Genomic DNA, 16,548 nt, shown 5'->3' on the forward strand with positions numbered 1-16,548 from the left:
CAGGGATGCCCGTCATGTCCGCCGTCCCCGCTGCCGCGCCGCCGCGTGATGTCGGCCGGCTCGCCCGCCGCGCCCTGATCGCCGTCGCGCTCGCCGGTCTCGCCGCCGGGCTCGGTGCCACCGTGCTCGGCCGCTCGGGGCTCGCCGCCGGGCTCTTCGCGGCGGGCACCGTGCCGGTCGTCGCCGCCCTCCTCGTCTCGATCGGCCGCGACCTCCTCGCCGGCCGGATGGGCGTCGACGCCGTCGCGCTCGTTTCGATGAGCGTCGCGCTGCTCCTCGGCGAGGAGCTGGCCGGCGCGGTGGTCGCGGTGATGTATGCCGGCGGCAATGTGCTCGAGGATTTCGCGGTCGCCCGGGCGGAGCGCGATCTGCGCGCGCTGATCGACCGGGCGCCGCGGACGGCACACCGCCGGACGGCCGACGGTATCGCCGACATACCGGTCGAGACGGTCCAGCCGGGCGACCGCCTGCTCGTCCATTCCGGCGAGGTGGTGCCGGTCGACGGCGTGATCGCCGGCTCTTCTGCGCTGATCGACGAATCCGCCCTGACCGGGGAGCCGATCCCGGTTTCCCGCGGCGAGGCCGAGCCGGTCCGCTCCGGCAGCGTCAATGCCGGGCCGACCTTCGAACTTCGCGTCACAGCCGCGGCCGGAGACAGCACCTATGCCGGCATCGTCCGCATGGTCACCGCGGCGCAGACCGCAAAATCGCCCTTCATCCGCCTCGCCGACCGCTATGCCCTCGTGCTCCTGCCGGTGACGCTCGTCGTCGCCGGAGGGGCCTGGCTCCTCTCCGGCGATCCGGTGCGCGGCCTCGCCGTGCTCGTCGCCGCGACCCCCTGCCCGCTGATCCTCGCCGCACCCGTCGCCTTCATCGCCGGCGTTTCGCGCGCCGCCCGGCATGGCGTGCTGATCAAGGGCGGCCGCGCGCTCGAGGCGCTCGCCCGCGCCCATACCGTGATGTTCGACAAGACCGGCACGCTGACGGTCGGCGGCGCGCGGCTGCTCGCGGTCGAGACCGCGCCCGGCGAGAGCCCCGATCGCGTGCTGCGGCTCGCCGCCTCGCTCGAACAGGTCTCCCACCATGTGCTGGCCGCCACCGTGGTCGAGGCGGCGCGGGCGCGCGGCCTGTTGCTCACCCTGCCCGACGAGGCGCAGGAGGCGCACGGCTCCGGCCTCACCGGTTCCGTCGAGGGGGCGCGCGTCAGCGTCGGCTCGCAGCCGCTCGTCCTCGGCACGCGCCGGCTGGAGCCATGGGCGAGCCGGGCGCTCCGCCGGGCGGCCTGGCGTTCGGCGCTCGCCGTCTTCGTCGCCGTCGACGGCCGGCCGATCGGCGCGCTGCTGCTCGGCGACGAATTGCGCCGCGAGACGCCGCGCGCCATCCGAAAGTTGCGCAGCGCCGGCGTCGCGCGGATCGCGATGGTCACCGGCGACCGGGCCGATGCGGCGCAGACGATCGCCGCCGCGCTCGATCTCGACGCCGTGCTCGCCGAGCGGTCGCCGGCCGAGAAGGTCGAGGCGGTGGCGACCGAGCAGCGGCTCCATCCGACCGTCATGGTCGGCGACGGCATCAACGACGCGCCGGCCCTCGCAAGCGCCGATGTCGGCATCGCGATGGGCGCCCGCGGCGCCAGCGCCTCGTCGGAGGCGGCGGACGTGGTCGTGCTCGTCGATCGTCTCGACCGGGTGGCGGATGCGCTCGCCATCGCCCGGCGGGCGCGCCGCATCGCGCTCCAGAGCATCCTCGTCGGCATGGGCCTCTCGGGTCTCGCCATGGCCGCGGCGGCGGTCGGCTGGCTGACGCCCGTCGCCGGCGCGGTGATCCAGGAGGCGATCGATGTCGCCGTCATCCTCAATGCGCTGCGCGCCGTCGGGCCGGGCCATGCCTTCGGCCGCCGCCGGATGCCGGCTGCCACCGCCTCGGCGTTGCACGAGGATCACGAGCGGCTCGGCACGGCCCTCGACCGCCTGCGCACCATCGCCGATGCGCTCGACGACGCCGCGCCGGCCGACGCCGCGATGCTCATCGCCGAGGCGGAGCGGCTGGTGGCCGAGCGCATCGTCGCGCACGAGGAGGAGGACGAACGCGTCGTCTATCCCCGCCTCGCCGCCTTCCTCGGCGATGGTCACGGCCTCGGCGCGATGAGCCGGGCCCACCGCGAGATCCTGCACGAGGCGCGCCAGCTCGGCCGGATCGCGGCGAGCCTCGCCACCGACACGGCCGATCGCTATCTGGTCCGCGACGCGCAGCGCGTCATCGAGTCCCTCGAGGCGCTCGTCCGCATCCACATCGCGCAGGAGGAGGACATCTACGAACACGCCGTCGGCTGACCGCGGCGGCATTGATCCGCTCCGCCACGGCGGTCGTAAGCGAAGACGTCAGCCCCTTCTGTCTTCGCATGGTGACCGTTCATGGCCGGCCCGACGACGCTCCGCCCCCTCCTCGCTTTCGCCGTCGCGCTCGTCGCGGGTCCGGCGATCGCGGCCGAGCCCGATCCGCGCGGAATCTGGGCGCGCGACGACGGCAATGCGCGGGTGCGCATCGCGCCCTGCGGCGCGGCGCTCTGCGCCACCAATCTGTGGATCCGCGACACCAGCAAGGGCGAGGCGGTCGGCGACGTGCTGATCATGGATGTCGAGCCGGCGGGCGCGACGCTCCGCGGCACGGCGCAGGACCCCAAGCGCGGGCTGCGCTATTCCATCCGCATCTCGCGCTCGGGCGACCGGCTGCAGACGCGCGGCTGCATGCTCGGCGGACTGCTCTGCAAGACGGTGGGCTGGTCCCGCCTGCCTTGAGGCCTGTGCGGTCGCCGGGCCTCACTCCAGTACATACAGCCCGACATCGATCGTGCCGCGGCGGAAGCCGGCCTCGCAATAGGCGAGGTAATATTCCCAGATCCGTTTGAAGCGCTGGTCGAAGCCCATCGCCTCGATCATCGGCCACACCTCGAGGAAGCGACGCCGCCATTCGGCGAGCGTGCGGGCATAGCTCGCCCCGAAGAACTCGGCTCCCGTCAGCCGCAGCCCGGCGCGCGCCGCCTCGTCGGCCATGATCGTCTTGGTCGGCAGCATGCCGCCCGGGAAGACATAGCGCTGGATGAAGTCCGGCCGCCGCCGGTAATCCTCGAAGCGCGCCTCGTCGATGGTGATCGCCTGGACCACGGCACGGCCGCCGCGGGCGAGCCGGGCGCGCAACGCGCCGAAATAGTCCGTCCAGTACCGCGCGCCCACCGCCTCGATCATCTCGATCGAGACGATGCGGTCGAAGCTCTCCGTCACGTCGCGATAGTCCTGCAGGCGGACCTCGATCCGGCCGGCGAGGCCGAGCCGGGCCGCCCGCGCCTCGGCCTCGGCCTTCTGCTCGGTCGACAGCGTGATCGCGGTGACGTGCGCACCCGCCGCGGCGAGCCGCGCCGCGAGCGCGCCCCAGCCGCAGCCGATCTCGAGCACGCGCTGACCCGGCTCGAGCGCCAGCAGGGTGGCGATACGGGCGATCTTCGCATCCTGCGCCGCCTCGAGGGTCTCGACCCGCGCATGCTCGTAGAGGGCCGAGGAATAGGTCATGCTCCGGTCGAGCCAGAGCCGGTAGAACTCGTTGCCGAGATCGTAGTGGAAGGCGATGTTGCGCCGGCTGCCCGCCCGGGTGTTGGTGCGGCGGAAGTGGCCGATCCGGCTCGCCAGCGCGGCGAAGGGGTTGCGGGCGACCGTGCGGCCGACCGCACCGAGATTGGCGGCGGCGAATTCGAGCAGGCGCGGCAGGTCGGGGGTCGACCAGTCGCCGGCGAAATAGCCCTCGGCGAAGCCGAGATCGCCGTTCCACAGCATGCGGCGGAACAGCCGGTGAGAATGAAGCCGCAGCTCCGCCTCCGGGCCGTCCATCCGCCCGCGGCCAACCAGCCGGTCGCCCTCGGGGGTGACCACGATCAGCCGGCCATACTCGATCCGCGCCAGCAGCCGAGCCAGCACGGGGTGCCCTGGCTGCCGCGCGGCATCCGCCGTACCGATATCGTCCATGCTCACCGCCGCCGCTCCACGGGCAGAGCGACCGGTTCGCCGACGGTGACGAACTGCGCGGGCGCCGGCGGGCGCCGGCGGAAGCCGATCCCCTTCAGCCGGATCTTCAGCGCCTCCCAATGGATGCCGACGATCACCTTCAGCGTCATCGCCGGGAAAGCGAAGAAGGCGGCGAGCAACGCCCTGTCCGAAAGAGCCCGCCGCTCGCCGCGGAAGGCGGCGGCGAGCACGGGCTCCCCGGCGCTATAGGCGCCGATCGACACCGAAAGCGAGCTGCCCGGAGGGCGGATGGCGAATCGATAGGTCATGTCCATGTCGAGAAAGGGCGAGACATAGAAGCTCTTGTCCACCGTCTGCCGGATCGTCTCCTCCTCCGGCCGGTCGACGGCGATGAGATAGGCGTGCCGCTCCCCGAAGGTGTTGTTGACCTCGTAGACGATGGCCCGGAGCCGTCCTGCGGTTGTATAGCAGAAATAGAGGGTGAGCGGGTTGAAGGCGTAGCCGAGAAGCCGCGGCATGGCGACGATGCGGATCGCCCCGATCGGGTCGGCGATGCCCGCCTCGACGAGATGGCCCTCGATCTGCGTCCGGAGCGGCGCGCCGCTGCCGTCGCCATGGTCCGCATCGTGGAAGCTGAACAGGTTGAACCGTCCGCGCGAGAAGAAGAGCAGCCGCCGGTCGAGCGCATCGAGCTCGTCGAGATCGATGAGCATCCAGAACATGCGGTAGTCGAGCCGGTGCCGGCGCGGGCTGATCCGCTGGTGCCAGACCCGGCCGGCATAGAGGGCGGAGACCTCGCTCATCCGGCGAGCCCGAGCGGTGCGGGGTGGAGCGCCGGCCGGGTGATGCGGATGCGGTCGGATTCACCCGCCACCTGCCACGGCCGCCGCACGCCGCCGAGATCCTCGGCGACCGCGAGGCCGGATTGCAGCCCGTCTTCATGGAAGCCCGATCCGAAATGCGCGCCGCAGAACCAGGTGTTGCCGACGCCCTGCAGCGACCACAGCCGTTCCTGCGCGGCGATCGCCGCCTGATCGAACAGCGGGTGCTGGTAGGTCTCGCGGCGGATCACGCTGTCCTCGCGCGGTGGCCGGAGCGGGTTGAGCGTCACGAAGAGCGGCACGTCGGAGCGCAGCTCCTGCAGACGGTTCATCCAGTAGGTCACCGACAGCCGCCGCTCCGCCCCGCTCGCGGACAGATAGTTCCAGCTCGACCATGCCGCCCGCCGCTTCGGCATCAGCGCGGCATCGCTGTGCAGCACCGCCTCATTGGTGCTGTAGCGGAAGGCGGAGAGCACGCGGCCCTCCTCCTCGGTCGGATCGGCGAGGAGCGCCAGCGCCTGGTCCGCATGGGTGCCGATCACCGCATGGTCGAAGCGGCGGACCGCGCCCGAACCGTCCGTGACCTCGACCCCGCCGGCGATGCGCCGGAGCGCCTTGACCGGATTGCCGGTCTCGATCCGGTCGGCGAAGCCGCGCGTCAGCCGCTCGACATAGACCCGGCTGCCGCCGTCGACGGTCCGCCATTGCGGCCGGCCGACGAGTTGCAGCAGCCCGTGATTGTCGCAGAAGCGGATGAAGGCGGCGGCCGGATAGTCGCCGATCTCGAGCGCCGGGGTCGACCAGATCGCCGCCGCCATCGGATAGAGATGGTCCTCCCGAACCGCCCGGCCATAGCCGCGGGCGTCGAGATAGGCGTCGAGCGTCATGTGGGCGATGCCGCTGTCGCGCGGCGCCTCGCGATAGAAGCGCAGCAGATCGCGCAGCATGGTCCAGAACCGGCGGCTCACGAGATTGCCCGGTTGCGCGAGGAGGCCCGAGGGTGAGCCGGCATATTCGAGCCGCCCGTCGTCGAGCGAGACCGCGAACGACATGTTCGACCGCCTGGTCGGCACGCCGAGATGCCGGAACAGCGCCGTCAGGTTCGGATAGGTCGCCTCGTTATAGACGATGAAGCCCGTGTCGACCGGCTGAGTGCCCGCCATCACGGTGTTGCTGTGGCCGCCGGTCCGCTTGTCCGCCTCGAACACCGTGACCCGGTGGCGCTGCGACAGCAGCCAGGCGGCGGAAAGGCCGGATATGCCGCTGCCGATGATCGCTATGTCGAGACCGGCCGCCGCGCCGGTCGGGGGATTGCGCATCAGGCGCTCCGCAGGTGTGGAAAGTCGGTCGTCGATTGCCTACCCTCTACGGCCATCCGGCGAACCCGGATCACCGGTTGTCGCGGCGGCGCGATGCCGGCAAGAAAAAGCCGGGCCGCCCGCTGATCCGCGGTGTGCCGGGGCGCGTAACAGGGAGCATGAACGCCCTTGAGCCGAGTGCCGTCTCCGTCAAGCCGGTCGCCCCGCGGCCGCCGCGTCGCGTCGTGCGCATGAGCACCGCGCCGCCCGACGAGATGACGCTGTCGCCGGAGGCGCAGGTGCGGCTCGTCGCGGCGATCGCCGCATCGGCCGACCGGCAGGCCTATGCCATCCTCTTTCGCCACTTCGCCCCCCGCGTGAAGACCTTCCTGATGCGCTCCGGTCTACCGGCCCTGACTGCCGAGGAGCTTGCACAGGAGACGCTTCTGAGCGTCTGGCGGAAGGCCTCCTATTTCGATCCCGGCCGGGCCGGCGTCGCGACATGGATCTTTACGATCGCCCGGAACTTGAGGATCGACCACCTGCGCCAGCAGCGGCGGCGCGATGTGCAGGAGGAGGACCCGAGCGAGGAGGCCGACGCGCCGCCGACGGGCGAGGCCGTGCTGATCACCGCCGAGCGCGAGGCGATCGTCCGGCGGGCGCTGACCCAGCTCTCGGACGAACAGGCGACCGTCGTGAAGCTCTCCTATTTCGGAGAAAAACCCCATTCCGAGATCGCGAGCGAACTCGGCATTCCGATCGGCACGGTGAAATCCCGCATTCGCCTCGCCATGCTCCGCCTCCGGGCGCTTGTGGACGACCTTCGATGACCATCAACCACCATCCGAGCGAGGAATCGATCGCCCGTTATGCCGCCGGCCGCCTGGAAGCCGGACCGGCGCTCGTCCTCTCCGTACACCTCGCCGGCTGCCCGCATTGCCGAGGCCTTCTGCGAACCTTCGAGGCGGTCGGCGGGGCGCTGATCGAGGACATGCCGCCCGCCGAGATGGCGGAGGACGCGCTCGAGGTCGCCCTCGCCCGGCTCGATGCGGACGCGCAGCGCCCGGCGCGCCGCGTGTCCGCGCCACAGCAGCTCGCACCGCGCCTCGGCGATGTCGAATTGCCGGCCGCGCTCGCCGGCTGCGAGATCGGTCCGTGGCGATGGATGGGGCCGGGCTTCCGTCTCAGCCGCGTCCGGCTGCCCGGCGAGCCCGACGCCAACATTCTGCTGATGCGGATCTCCGCGGGCCGCAAGATGCCGGAGCACGGCCATACCGGCCGGGAGTTCACGCAGATCCTGTCCGGCTCCTTCTCCGATTCGAACGGGCGTTACCGCGCCGGCGACCTCGCCGAGGAGGATTCCGAGACCGAACACCAGCCGATCGTCGACCGCGAGAGCGAGTGCATCTGCCTCGCCGCGGTCGAGGGCCGCATGAAGCTGCAGGGCTTCGTCGCCCGGATGGTCCAGCCGCTGCTCGGCTTCTGACCACCCGATGGTACGCGCGCTCGCGCTCGGCCTGCTCGGCCTCGCGACGGCTGCGGGGGCATCGGCCGCCCTCGCCCCGGTCGGCGCGCTCAACCTGATCGCCCGGCTCGGCGGCGGCTATTCGCTCGAGCGCGACATCGCCTACGGCCCCCTGCCGCGCCAGCGTCTCGACGTCTACAGCCCTCGACGCGCTCCGGCCGATGCGCCCGTCGCGGTCTTCTTCTATGGCGGCAGCTGGGAGAGCGGCGAAAAGGCGATGTACCGTTTCGTCGGCGCCGCGCTCGCCAATCGCGGCATCGTCACGGTGATCCCGGATTACCGGGTCTACCCGGACGTCCGCTTTCCGACCTTCCTCGAGGACGCCGCGCGCGCGGTGGCCTCGGCGCGCCGCAGCGTGTCGCCCGGCGCGCCGGTCTTCCTGATCGGCCATTCGGCCGGCGCCCACATCGCCGCCATGCTGGCGCTCGATCCGCAATGGCTGGACGGCGTCGGCCTCACGCCGCAGCACGACGTCGCCGGCCTCGTCGGCCTGTCCGGCCCCTATGACTTCCTGCCGCTCCACAGCGCGACGCTGAAGGCGATCTTCGGCCCGGGCGAGACGCTCGCCCGCACCCAGCCGATCGAGTTCGTCGGACCGGGCGCGCCGCCCGCTTTCCTCGCCACCGGCCGGCGTGACACGGTGGTCGATCCCGGCAACACGGAGCGCCTCGGCGAACGGATCCGTTCGGCCGGCGGCGACGTAGAAACCCGCATCTATGACCGGGTGAGCCACCAGACCATGATCGGCGCCTTCTCCTTCCCCCTTCGGCCGCTCGCGCCCGTCCTCGCCGACGTGGCCGCCTTCATCCGCCGCGACGCCCCGGCCGCGTGGGAGCGCGTCCGCCGATGAGCGTCGGGCTTCTCGTCCTCCTCCTCGCCCTCGGCCTCGCGGCCGTGATGGCGTTCGCCTGGTCCGCCGTGGTGCGGAGCGGCAAGTCGGGCTTCGCCGACGCCGTCTGGTCGATCGGGACCGGCGCCGCCTGCGCGATCGCGGCGATCGTGCCCTCGGTCGGCGCCGCGCCGAGCCTGCGCCAGGGCGTGATGGCGGCGCTCCTCCTCCTCTGGGGTCTGCGGCTCGGGCTCCACATCGCCGGCCGTGCCGCGCATGGCGACGATCCGCGCTATGCCGAACTGAAGAAGCAATGGGGCGCGCGCTATCGCAGCCGGCTCTTCCTGTTCCTGCAGATCCAGGCCGCCGCCTCGCTCGTGCTCGCCGTCTCGGTCATCGCCGCCGCCCGCAATCCGGCGCCGGATTTCGGGCTCGCCGACTGGATCGCGGTGGCGATCGTCGCCGTCGCCGTCGCCGGCGAGGCGATCGCGGACCGCCAGCTCGCCGCTTTCCGTGCCGATCCGCGCAACAAGGGCCGGGTCTGCGATGTCGGCCTCTGGGGCCTGTCGCGCCACCCCAACTACTTCTTCGAATGGCTGGTCTGGATGGCCCTCCCGTTCTTCGCCTTCGACGCGAGCGGCGGCCATCCCTTCGGCTTCGTCGCCCTCGCGGCACCGGCGCTGATGTACTGGCTGCTCGTCCGCGTCTCGGGCATTCCGCCGCTCGAGGAACACATGCTGCGCTCGCGCGGCGCCGCCTTCCGCGCCTATCAGCGCCGCGTCAACGCCTTCTGGCCCGGCCCGCCGCGCCCCGAGACACAGACCGTCGAGAGGAACCCGTCGCCATGAGCGTCGTCGCCAGCGCCATCCGCACCGTCGAGCGCACGCCCCTGCCCGATCCGCTGACCCGGGCGGGAATCTCCCTCCTCGTCGGCCGCACCCGCCGCCGCCTCGCGGGCGAAAGGGATCGCGATCCGGATTTCGCCCGGTCGATGGTCGAGCATCCGATCGCCGAGCACACCGACGCGGCGAACGACCAGCATTACGAACTCCCGCCGGCCTTCTTCGGCCATGTGCTGGGGCCGCGCCGGAAATACTCGTGCTGTCTCTACCCGACCGGCCGCGAGACCCTCGCCGAGGCCGAGCTTCTGGCGCTCGAAGAGACCGTCGCCCATGCCGGCCTCGCCGACGGGCAGCACATTCTGGAGCTCGGCTGCGGCTGGGGCTCGCTCACCCTCTTCATGGCCGAGCGCTTCCCGAATGCGCGGATCACCGCGGTCTCGAATTCGAGCGGCCAGCGGCTCCATATCGAGGCGGAGGCGGCACGGCGCGGCCTGTCGAACGTCACCGTCGTGACCGCGGATATGAACGGCTTTGCACCGTCGGGCCTGTTCGACCGCGTCGTCTCGGTCGAGATGTTCGAGCACATGTCGAACTGGCGAGCCCTTCTCGCGCTCGTCCGCTCCTGGATCGCGCCCGACGGCCGGCTCTTCCTGCACGTCTTCTCGCACGAGCGGCAGCCCTATCGCTTCGACCACCGCAATCCGCAGGACTGGATCGCCCAGCATTTCTTCACCGGTGGCATCATGCCGAGCCATCGCCTGATCCGGCAGTTCTCCGAGAGCTTCGCGGTCGAGGACGAGTGGCGCTGGAACGGCACGCATTACCGCCGCACCGCCGATAACTGGCTCGAGAATTTCGACGCGCGGCGCGCCGCGATCGATCCGATCCTCGAAAGCGTCTATGGCGGCGACGCGGCGCTGTGGGCGCGCCGCTGGCGGCTGTTCTTCCTCGCAACGGCCGGGCTGTTCGGCCATGCCGAGGGCCGCGAATGGGGCGTCAGCCATTACCGCCTGCGGCCGCGCAGCGCCTGAAGCGGAGTGCCGCGGCGATCGTCCGCGGCTCCGATCGCCCGCCCGACCTCGGTCCGCCCGGTGGCGGCGCTACCGCCGATCCACCCGCTTTGCGACGATGAGCCCCACGGTCGCGGCGAGGCCGGTGACGAAGGTGCCCCAGGCGAGATCGGCGACGGTCAGCACGGGCGACCAGACGGCGAGCGTCGCCTGATTGGTGAGATCGTAGGTCGCATAGGCGCAGAAGCCGAACGCCCCGCCCCTCAGCGCCGCGGCCGCAAGCCCGCGCCGGCGCGACGGATGAACGGCGAAGAACACGATGCCGGCGACATAGATCAGGTAGAAGAGGCCCGCCGCCACGAGATCGGGTTCGGCCCGCAGGATCGGCCCGAGCACCGGCCGATAGAGCACCCCGCTCATGCCGACGAGCCACACCGCATCGACGGCGAGAAAGGCGACGAGGGTCGCGGGATAGGCGACGGCGACAAATCGGGACATCGGGCGCTCCTTCGGCTCGCAATCCCTTACGAGCACCAGCCCGGTCCGGATCAGGGCGTGAAGAGGCGCATGATCTCGATGGCGATGTTCTCCACCGGATCGATCTTGCGGCCGACGATGTGCGCCATGGGCAGCAGGATCCCGGCGATACCGGTCCAGAGGAGCACACGGCCGGCCTTCGGGCCGAACCGGGCGGGGAAGCCGAGCATGCCCAGCACGACCACCGGAAGGACGATCGCGCTCGATCGGGAGATGTCGGCCGCCGTGATTGTGGTCAGCCCATAGGTCGCGAGCATCACGCAGACGAACAGCACCCGCGACGTGGGCCTCTGATCCGCGACGGCAGCGCCGAGCGGGAACCAGGCGGCCCGCAGCCCGAACCACCAGCCGAGCGGCGTCAGGCCGACCCACCCCGCCGCCATCCGCAGGCTATCCGCCATAAAGGCCCGCTCGACCGTGGTGCCCGCTCCGAAAAAGGTCAGGCCCCCTCTGATCGCGGCATAGACGAGCAGTGGTGCGAGCAGCCAGAGATCACGGCCGAGCAGGCGGTTCTCCGTCCGGCTGCCGCGCACCAGCCAGGCGAGCGGCAGGCCGATGATAAATCGCTCGTCGACCCAGGGTGCGAGAAGGACCGCCGCGAGGACCGCCGCCCGGGAGCGGTCGAAGGCGACCACCAGAAGCGCGAGCCAGACCCAGGCGTCGTTGATGCCGTACCAATGCAGCGGCACGATCGCGGCGGACGTCGTCGCGACCAGCAGGACGCCGCCGAAGACGTAAGCGGCCGAGGCGTGTCGCTCCCACAGGAGCCGGCCGACATAGGCGAGCAGACAGAAGAGGCCGATCCATGGAATGACGAACGGCCAATAGCCGGGGAGTTGAAGGTAATGTCCGACCAGCGGCGGCAGCAGCCGCCACCGCATCGCCGCTTCGATATCGCTGCGGAACGGCTCGGACACCTGCAGCAGGAAGGTCTGCGCGCGATCCCACTGGAAGGTCCCCGGCCGATAGTCCGTCATGACCCAGAGGCGTGGCGCCTGAAGCAGGAGGACCAGCGCCGCAGCCATGAACGGAAAGACGAGAATGTACCGAAACTTGATCGTTTCGCCCCGCCCGGCCATCGCTCTTCCGTCGATTCAGGAAGACAGTCCCCGGCCCAGCACTATCCTGTCCGTGAACTCGGCGCAACGCGCGTGATCGGACCTCGCCGGGCCCCGCCCGGCAGAGCCGAAGCGGGCCCTCAACGCCCACGGTACAGACCGCGACCGCGCGTCGGCCGCTCAGGACGCCCCCCTCTGCCTGGGGAACGTTTCAGCCCGCCGCGACACGTCCGGGTGGGGGGTGTGCCGCCCGGCGTGCGATCGCGGCACGGAGCTCCGCTTCCAGCTCGCCGGCGCGCACGGTCCCGGTGTGCCGCGCGAGCACGCGCGCCCGCGCCGCAGCCGCGATGGCGGTCCGCTCGGCCTCCCCCGTCCCGGTGAGGATCTGCACGACCGTGTCCGGACCGTCGGCGGTCAGGATCGCCGTGCCGACGGGAAAGAAGTCGGAGAGGCCCCGCCAGCGGTCGCTGACGATCGGCGTGCCGCAGGCCGCCGCCTCGAACAGCCGCACGCTCGGCGACCAGCCGGCGGCGATCATGTCGGCCCGCGTCACATTGAGGGTGAAGCGCTGCCGGCTGAAGAAGGACGGATGCTCGGCCGGCGGCAGATGCGCGATCCGCTCGACATTCTCCGGCCAGTCGATGTCCTCGGGATATTGCGGGCCGGCGACGACGAAACGCCGCCACGGCAGGCGGCGCGCCGGCTCGATCAGCAGCGCCTCGAGCGTCGGCTGCCGGTCGGGGCTGTAGGTGCCGAGATAGCCGAGGTCCCAGCGGATCGGCTCGCCGGTCGGCCGGTAGCGCCCGGCGTCGACCGCGCAATAGAGCGGCGCGGCGCGGTGTGCCCCGAAATGGCGCTCCAGCCGCTCGAGCGTGGGGCCGCCGGTGAAGGAGAGATAGACGTCGAAGAGCGGGATCTGTCCGGGCGCGAGGTAGTCGCGCTCGCCCGCCGCCATCCTTGCGAGGGTGACCGGCGTGTCGATGTCATAGAAGGCGACCGGACCGGTCGCCATCGCAGTGACGAGGTCGATCACCGCGACCCCCTCCGGCACATAGGAGCCGATCACCACCGCATCGGCGCGCTTGATCGTCTCGTCCAGTTCTTCGTGCAGCGCCGCGACGGTCTCATAGTAGATCAAGGAGCAGAAATCGGGCTCCGGCAGATCGCGGTTCGCGGCATACCATGGCATGTCGCGTTCGAGAAAAGTGAGCCGGTGGCCGGCCGCCGCGAGCCCGCGCATCAGGCCGCGAAAGGTCGTCGCATGACCATTGCCCCAGGAGGAGGAGAGCGACAACCCGATGAAGACGATGTCGAGCGGCCTCATTCGGCGGCCTCCGCCGCCGGCCGGTTGACGTGGGCACGGAACAGCCGGTCCGCTTCCGCCGCGCGCCGGGCATAGGTGTGCTCGCCGAGGACGCGGGCGAGCGCGCGTGCGCCGATCGCCTGCGCCCGCTCGGCGGTCAGGCCTGCGACCGCCTCCGCCACATCGGCCCCGTCCCGCGCGACGAGCACCTCCTCGCCCGGCTTCAGGAAATGCTCGATGCCGACCCAGGCGTCGGTGATGAGGCAGGCTCCGGCCCCCGCCGCCTCGAACACCCGTGTCGCCGGCGAATAGCCGGTCTCGGCCATGCTTTCCCGCGAGACGTTGAGGACCGCCTTGGGGCTCACATTGAAGGCGTTGTGATCGGCGGTGCCGACATGGCCGAGCCGCTCGACATTGCCGGGCAGCGGCTTGTCCTGCCAGCCGGCGCCGCCGAGCAGCAAGCGCTCCGCCGGCAGGCGCGCCGCCGCATCGAGGAAGAACCGCTCGATCCGCGCCTCGCGGTCCGGCAGGCGGTTGGCGAGCAGGCCGAGCGCGCCGGAGAAGCGCGGCTCCGGCGCCACCGGATGATGCGTCTCCGGGTCGAGCGCGTTGTAGATCGGCACGCAGTGCGCCGCGCCGAGTTCGCGATAGGCGGCAACGACCGGCGGTCCGCCGCCATAGGTGAGCACGAGATCGATGCGGGAAAGCGCCCGGCGGAGCGGGTGCTCCGGCGTCTTCCTCAGTGTTCCGAGCGTCACCGGCGCGTCGACGTCCCAGAACAACGTCGTCGCGCCGGGCCGGGCGTGGGCGAGCACGGCGCGCAAGAGCGCCTCGTCCTCATAGCCGACGCCGCTCGCCTTGACGACGATGTCGGCCTCGGCCGCTTCCCGCGCGACCGCGATCAGGGCGGCGGGCGTCGCCTCATAGACCACGACCTTCGCCCAGTCAGGCGGGTCGATGTCGCGGTTCTGCTGCCGGTCGTAGACGTCGGGCTCGTAGAAGGTGATCTCATAGCCGAGCGCGGCGAGCGCGCGCAGCATGCCGCGGTAATAGGTGGCGGCCCCGTTCCAATAGGAGGAGACGAGGCTCGAACCATAGAACGCGATCTTCACGGCGTGACCTCCTCCAGAGCGGCAGAGCGGACCCCGCAGGCCGCGAGGACGGCGAACAGTTCGTCGACCCGGTGCCGGCAGGTATGCCGCGACAGCACGGTTTCGAGACCCGACCGGGCGAGGTCGCCGGCGCGCGCAGGGTCGGCGAGGACACTGCGCAGATGTGCCGTCATCTCCGCCCCGTCGCGCGCGAAGAGGAAGTCGCGGCCCGGCCGGAAGAGGCCCTCAGCGTCGTCCCAGGGCGCCGAGACGAGCGGGATGCCGCAGGCGAGCGCCTCGAACATCCGGATCGTCGGGATGCCGGGCAGCGCCTCGACATAAGGCCGCCGCGGCACATGGACGGTGACATGGTGGCGGGCGAAGGCAAGCGGCGCGTCGGCATTGGCGATCGAGCCGCCATAGCGGATGCCCGCCGCGTCGAGCGCCGCGCGGGCATGGTCGGGATAGCGGACGCCGTGCACCGTCGCCGCGAGGCCGAGCGCGCGCACCGGCTCGACGAGGAAGGCCATCAGCTCCGCCGAACGCTCGTCATCGCCCCAATTGCCGATCCAGACGAGGTCCTCGCCGCGCGCGATCTCCGGATGTGGCCGGAACAGCCGGTCGTCCGCGGCCTCGTGCCAGGTGAAGACCCGCCGCCCCCATCCGGCGGCGCGGTAGCGCTCGGAGAGCGTCTCGCCGAAGGCGAGCACCGCATCATAGGCGTCGAGCCGCAGCGCCGAGATCTCGTCCGCAGCCGAGGCGGCGCGGTGATGGGTATCGTGGAAGAGCAGCGCGAACCGACCGCCGGCGGCGCGGGCGCGGCCGATCCGGGCGACGAGCGCCGGCTCCGTCCACTCGTGCACCACGACGACGTCCGCTTCCGCGAGCCGCGCTTCGTGCTCGAAGCCGGCTCCATAGGTCTCGGCACGCAGCTCGGGAAAGTCGGTCGCGAAGCGGGTGACCGCCTCCGGCCCGCGATCGGCGAGGAGGTTCGCCCGGCTCCAGCCGTCCTCCGGTTCGAGCGCCAGCGCCTCATGGCCGCGGGCCACGAGATCGCGCATGATACCGCGCAGAAAATGCGCGTTTCCGTGGTTCCAATCGGAGACGAGGGAATGGGTGTAGAAGAGGAACCTCATGCCGCCCGGCCCATCCGCATCTCCATCGCCGCTCGATAGACCCCCGCCATCGCGGCGGCCTGCGCGGCGAGCGTGAAGCGCTCCGCCCGCTCGCGCGCCGCGTCCCCGAGCCGCCGCCGCAGCGCGCCATCCCCCGCCAGCCGGTTCGCGGCGTCGGCGAGGCCTGCGGCGTCGCGCGGGTTGAAGAACAGCGCCGTGCCGTCCCACAGCTCCCGATGGGTCGGGATGTCGGAGAGCACGAGGGCGGCACCGGTTTTCGCCGCTTCGAGGGCGGCGAGACCGAACGGCTCGTAGAGCGAGGGCGAAACGAACACCGCCGCACGCGCCATCAGCCGGTCGACCTCGGCGGCCGGCAAGAGGCCGGCGGAGCGGCCCGAGGCCAGCGCACAGACGGCACCGTTCGGCCCCTCCGTCGCGCCGGCCATCATCACGGGCCAGACGATCGCATCGGCCGCGAGGTCGAGCGTGCGGCCGCCCTTCGCCTCGTCCCACCAGCGCGCCGCGGCGAGTACGACCGGCTCCTTCTCGACCCGCTGCGCGACGCTCGGCGAGCCGTTGTGCACGACGCGGAGGCCGGGGATCGGGCCATAGACGGCTTCGAGCAGCCCGGCATGGCCGGCGCTCGGCGCGACGACGGCATCGGCGCGATCGAAGCCCGCGCGATTGCGGGGGTGGTGCCAGTCCCAGCCGGGGGGCAGGCCGCCGCCGCGGACCGCCTCGAACCATGTCGTGACGCAGGAATGCGAGACGACGACGAGCGGACAGCGAAGCGCCAGACCGACGGCCTGCGCCGGCGCGTTGACCTGCACGAGATCGGCGCCGAACCGCTCCGCGACCGTCCGGAGCGCAGCGGGCAGCCCGTCGAGATCGGCCTCGCACATCGTCATCCAGTCGAGCGGGACATCGAGCCAGACGAGGCCGGCACCGGCCCTCTCCGCCTCGCCGCGCTGCGCGGGCGATGGCGGCGGGCCGAGCCCGGCGAGGAGGACCTCCGTCCCCTCCCCGTGCAGCGCGGCCGCGAGGTCGAGCGCGTAGCGCCACACCCCGCCCACGGCATCGACCGTCATGAGCACGCGCCGCGGTCC

16 protein-coding genes are annotated in these 16,548 nt (G+C 71.5%); 7 read left to right on the forward strand and 9 right to left on the reverse strand.

Annotated features, from left to right (window positions below; all coding sequences use genetic code 11):
• Positions 1-14: 14 nt before the first annotated feature.
• Both GGQ63_RS02805 and GGQ63_RS02810 read left to right on the forward strand, forming a co-directional pair.
• Complete coding sequence (locus GGQ63_RS02805) at positions 15-2,330, forward strand: heavy metal translocating P-type ATPase (protein WP_183852248.1); 2,316 nt, start codon at positions 15-17, stop codon at positions 2,328-2,330.
• An 81-nt stretch (positions 2,331-2,411) separates the two neighbouring features.
• A complete protein-coding gene (locus GGQ63_RS02810) occupies positions 2,412-2,795 on the forward strand; it encodes a DUF2147 domain-containing protein (protein WP_183852251.1) in 384 nt (127 codons plus the stop codon).
• Positions 2,796-2,816: 21 nt separating this feature from the next.
• Here GGQ63_RS02810 and GGQ63_RS02815 read toward each other — a convergent pair whose 3' ends face one another.
• From GGQ63_RS02815 to GGQ63_RS02825, 3 genes are read right to left on the reverse strand one after another with little or no spacing between them, the layout of a single operon-like run.
• Positions 2,817-4,013 carry an SAM-dependent methyltransferase gene (locus GGQ63_RS02815; protein WP_183852635.1) on the reverse strand — a complete coding sequence of 399 codons (1,197 nt, stop codon included), beginning with the start codon at positions 4,011-4,013 and terminating at the stop codon, positions 2,817-2,819.
• A gap of 2 nt (positions 4,014-4,015) precedes the next feature.
• The gene (locus GGQ63_RS02820; protein ID WP_183852253.1) at positions 4,016-4,816 is read right to left on the reverse strand and encodes a DUF1365 domain-containing protein; all 801 of its coding nucleotides are present in this window, start codon (positions 4,814-4,816) and stop codon (positions 4,016-4,018) included.
• The gene (locus tag GGQ63_RS02825; RefSeq protein ID WP_183852255.1) at positions 4,813-6,153 is read right to left on the reverse strand and encodes an NAD(P)/FAD-dependent oxidoreductase; all 1,341 of its coding nucleotides are present in this window, start codon (positions 6,151-6,153) and stop codon (positions 4,813-4,815) included. Before GGQ63_RS02825 ends, GGQ63_RS02820 begins: the two co-directional genes overlap by 4 nt.
• Positions 6,154-6,311: 158 nt before the next feature.
• Here GGQ63_RS02825 and GGQ63_RS02830 point away from each other — a divergent pair, with 158 nt between their 5' ends.
• Genes GGQ63_RS02830 through GGQ63_RS02850 form a run of 5 tightly spaced genes read left to right on the forward strand, consistent with a single transcriptional unit; the run spans position 6,312 to position 10,359 of the window.
• Entirely contained in the window at positions 6,312-6,962 is a 651-nt protein-coding gene (locus GGQ63_RS02830) for a sigma-70 family RNA polymerase sigma factor (protein WP_246429567.1), read from the forward strand.
• Entirely contained in the window at positions 6,959-7,618 is a 660-nt protein-coding gene (locus GGQ63_RS02835; protein WP_183852256.1) for a ChrR family anti-sigma-E factor, read from the forward strand. The genes GGQ63_RS02830 and GGQ63_RS02835 overlap by 4 nt, the downstream gene beginning before the upstream one ends.
• Before the next feature lie 7 nt (positions 7,619-7,625).
• Positions 7,626-8,507 (forward strand): alpha/beta hydrolase, encoded by an 882-nt coding sequence (locus tag GGQ63_RS02840; RefSeq protein WP_183852258.1) that lies wholly within the window; start codon positions 7,626-7,628, stop codon positions 8,505-8,507.
• Positions 8,504-9,334, forward strand: a complete 831-nt coding sequence (locus GGQ63_RS02845) for a DUF1295 domain-containing protein (RefSeq protein ID WP_183852260.1) — start codon at positions 8,504-8,506, stop codon at positions 9,332-9,334. The genes GGQ63_RS02840 and GGQ63_RS02845 overlap by 4 nt, the downstream gene beginning before the upstream one ends.
• A complete protein-coding gene (locus tag GGQ63_RS02850) occupies positions 9,331-10,359 on the forward strand; it encodes an SAM-dependent methyltransferase (RefSeq protein WP_183852262.1) in 1,029 nt (342 codons plus the stop codon). The genes GGQ63_RS02845 and GGQ63_RS02850 overlap by 4 nt, the downstream gene beginning before the upstream one ends.
• 69 nt (positions 10,360-10,428) lie before the next feature.
• Here GGQ63_RS02850 and GGQ63_RS02855 read toward each other — a convergent pair whose 3' ends face one another.
• The 6 genes from GGQ63_RS02855 to GGQ63_RS02880 all read right to left on the reverse strand — a co-directional run bounded on the left by GGQ63_RS02855 (position 10,429) and on the right by GGQ63_RS02880 (position 16,530).
• Positions 10,429-10,836 (reverse strand): DUF2177 family protein, encoded by a 408-nt coding sequence (locus tag GGQ63_RS02855; protein WP_183852264.1) that lies wholly within the window; start codon positions 10,834-10,836, stop codon positions 10,429-10,431.
• Between the two features lie 50 nt (positions 10,837-10,886).
• Positions 10,887-11,954, reverse strand: coding sequence for a hypothetical protein (locus GGQ63_RS02860; protein WP_183852266.1), 1,068 nt, complete (start codon positions 11,952-11,954; stop codon positions 10,887-10,889).
• A gap of 190 nt (positions 11,955-12,144) precedes the next feature.
• Positions 12,145-13,257: a CgeB family protein gene (locus GGQ63_RS02865; protein ID WP_183852268.1), complete on the reverse strand. Its 1,113-nt coding sequence runs from the start codon at positions 13,255-13,257 to the stop codon at positions 12,145-12,147.
• Positions 13,254-14,348 carry a glycosyltransferase family protein gene (locus GGQ63_RS02870; protein ID WP_183852270.1) on the reverse strand — a complete coding sequence of 365 codons (1,095 nt, stop codon included), beginning with the start codon at positions 14,346-14,348 and terminating at the stop codon, positions 13,254-13,256. The genes GGQ63_RS02865 and GGQ63_RS02870 overlap by 4 nt, the downstream gene beginning before the upstream one ends.
• Complete coding sequence (locus GGQ63_RS02875; protein ID WP_183852272.1) at positions 14,345-15,463, reverse strand: CgeB family protein; 1,119 nt, start codon at positions 15,461-15,463, stop codon at positions 14,345-14,347. The genes GGQ63_RS02870 and GGQ63_RS02875 overlap by 4 nt, the downstream gene beginning before the upstream one ends.
• Positions 15,460-16,530: a glycosyltransferase family 4 protein gene (locus GGQ63_RS02880; RefSeq protein ID WP_246429568.1), complete on the reverse strand. Its 1,071-nt coding sequence runs from the start codon at positions 16,528-16,530 to the stop codon at positions 15,460-15,462. The genes GGQ63_RS02875 and GGQ63_RS02880 overlap by 4 nt, the downstream gene beginning before the upstream one ends.
• Between the last annotated feature and the right edge of the window lie 18 nt (positions 16,531-16,548).

Source organism: Prosthecomicrobium pneumaticum (assembly GCF_014199915.1).
GTDB classification, from domain to species: domain Bacteria; phylum Pseudomonadota; class Alphaproteobacteria; order Rhizobiales; family Kaistiaceae; genus Prosthecomicrobium; species Prosthecomicrobium pneumaticum.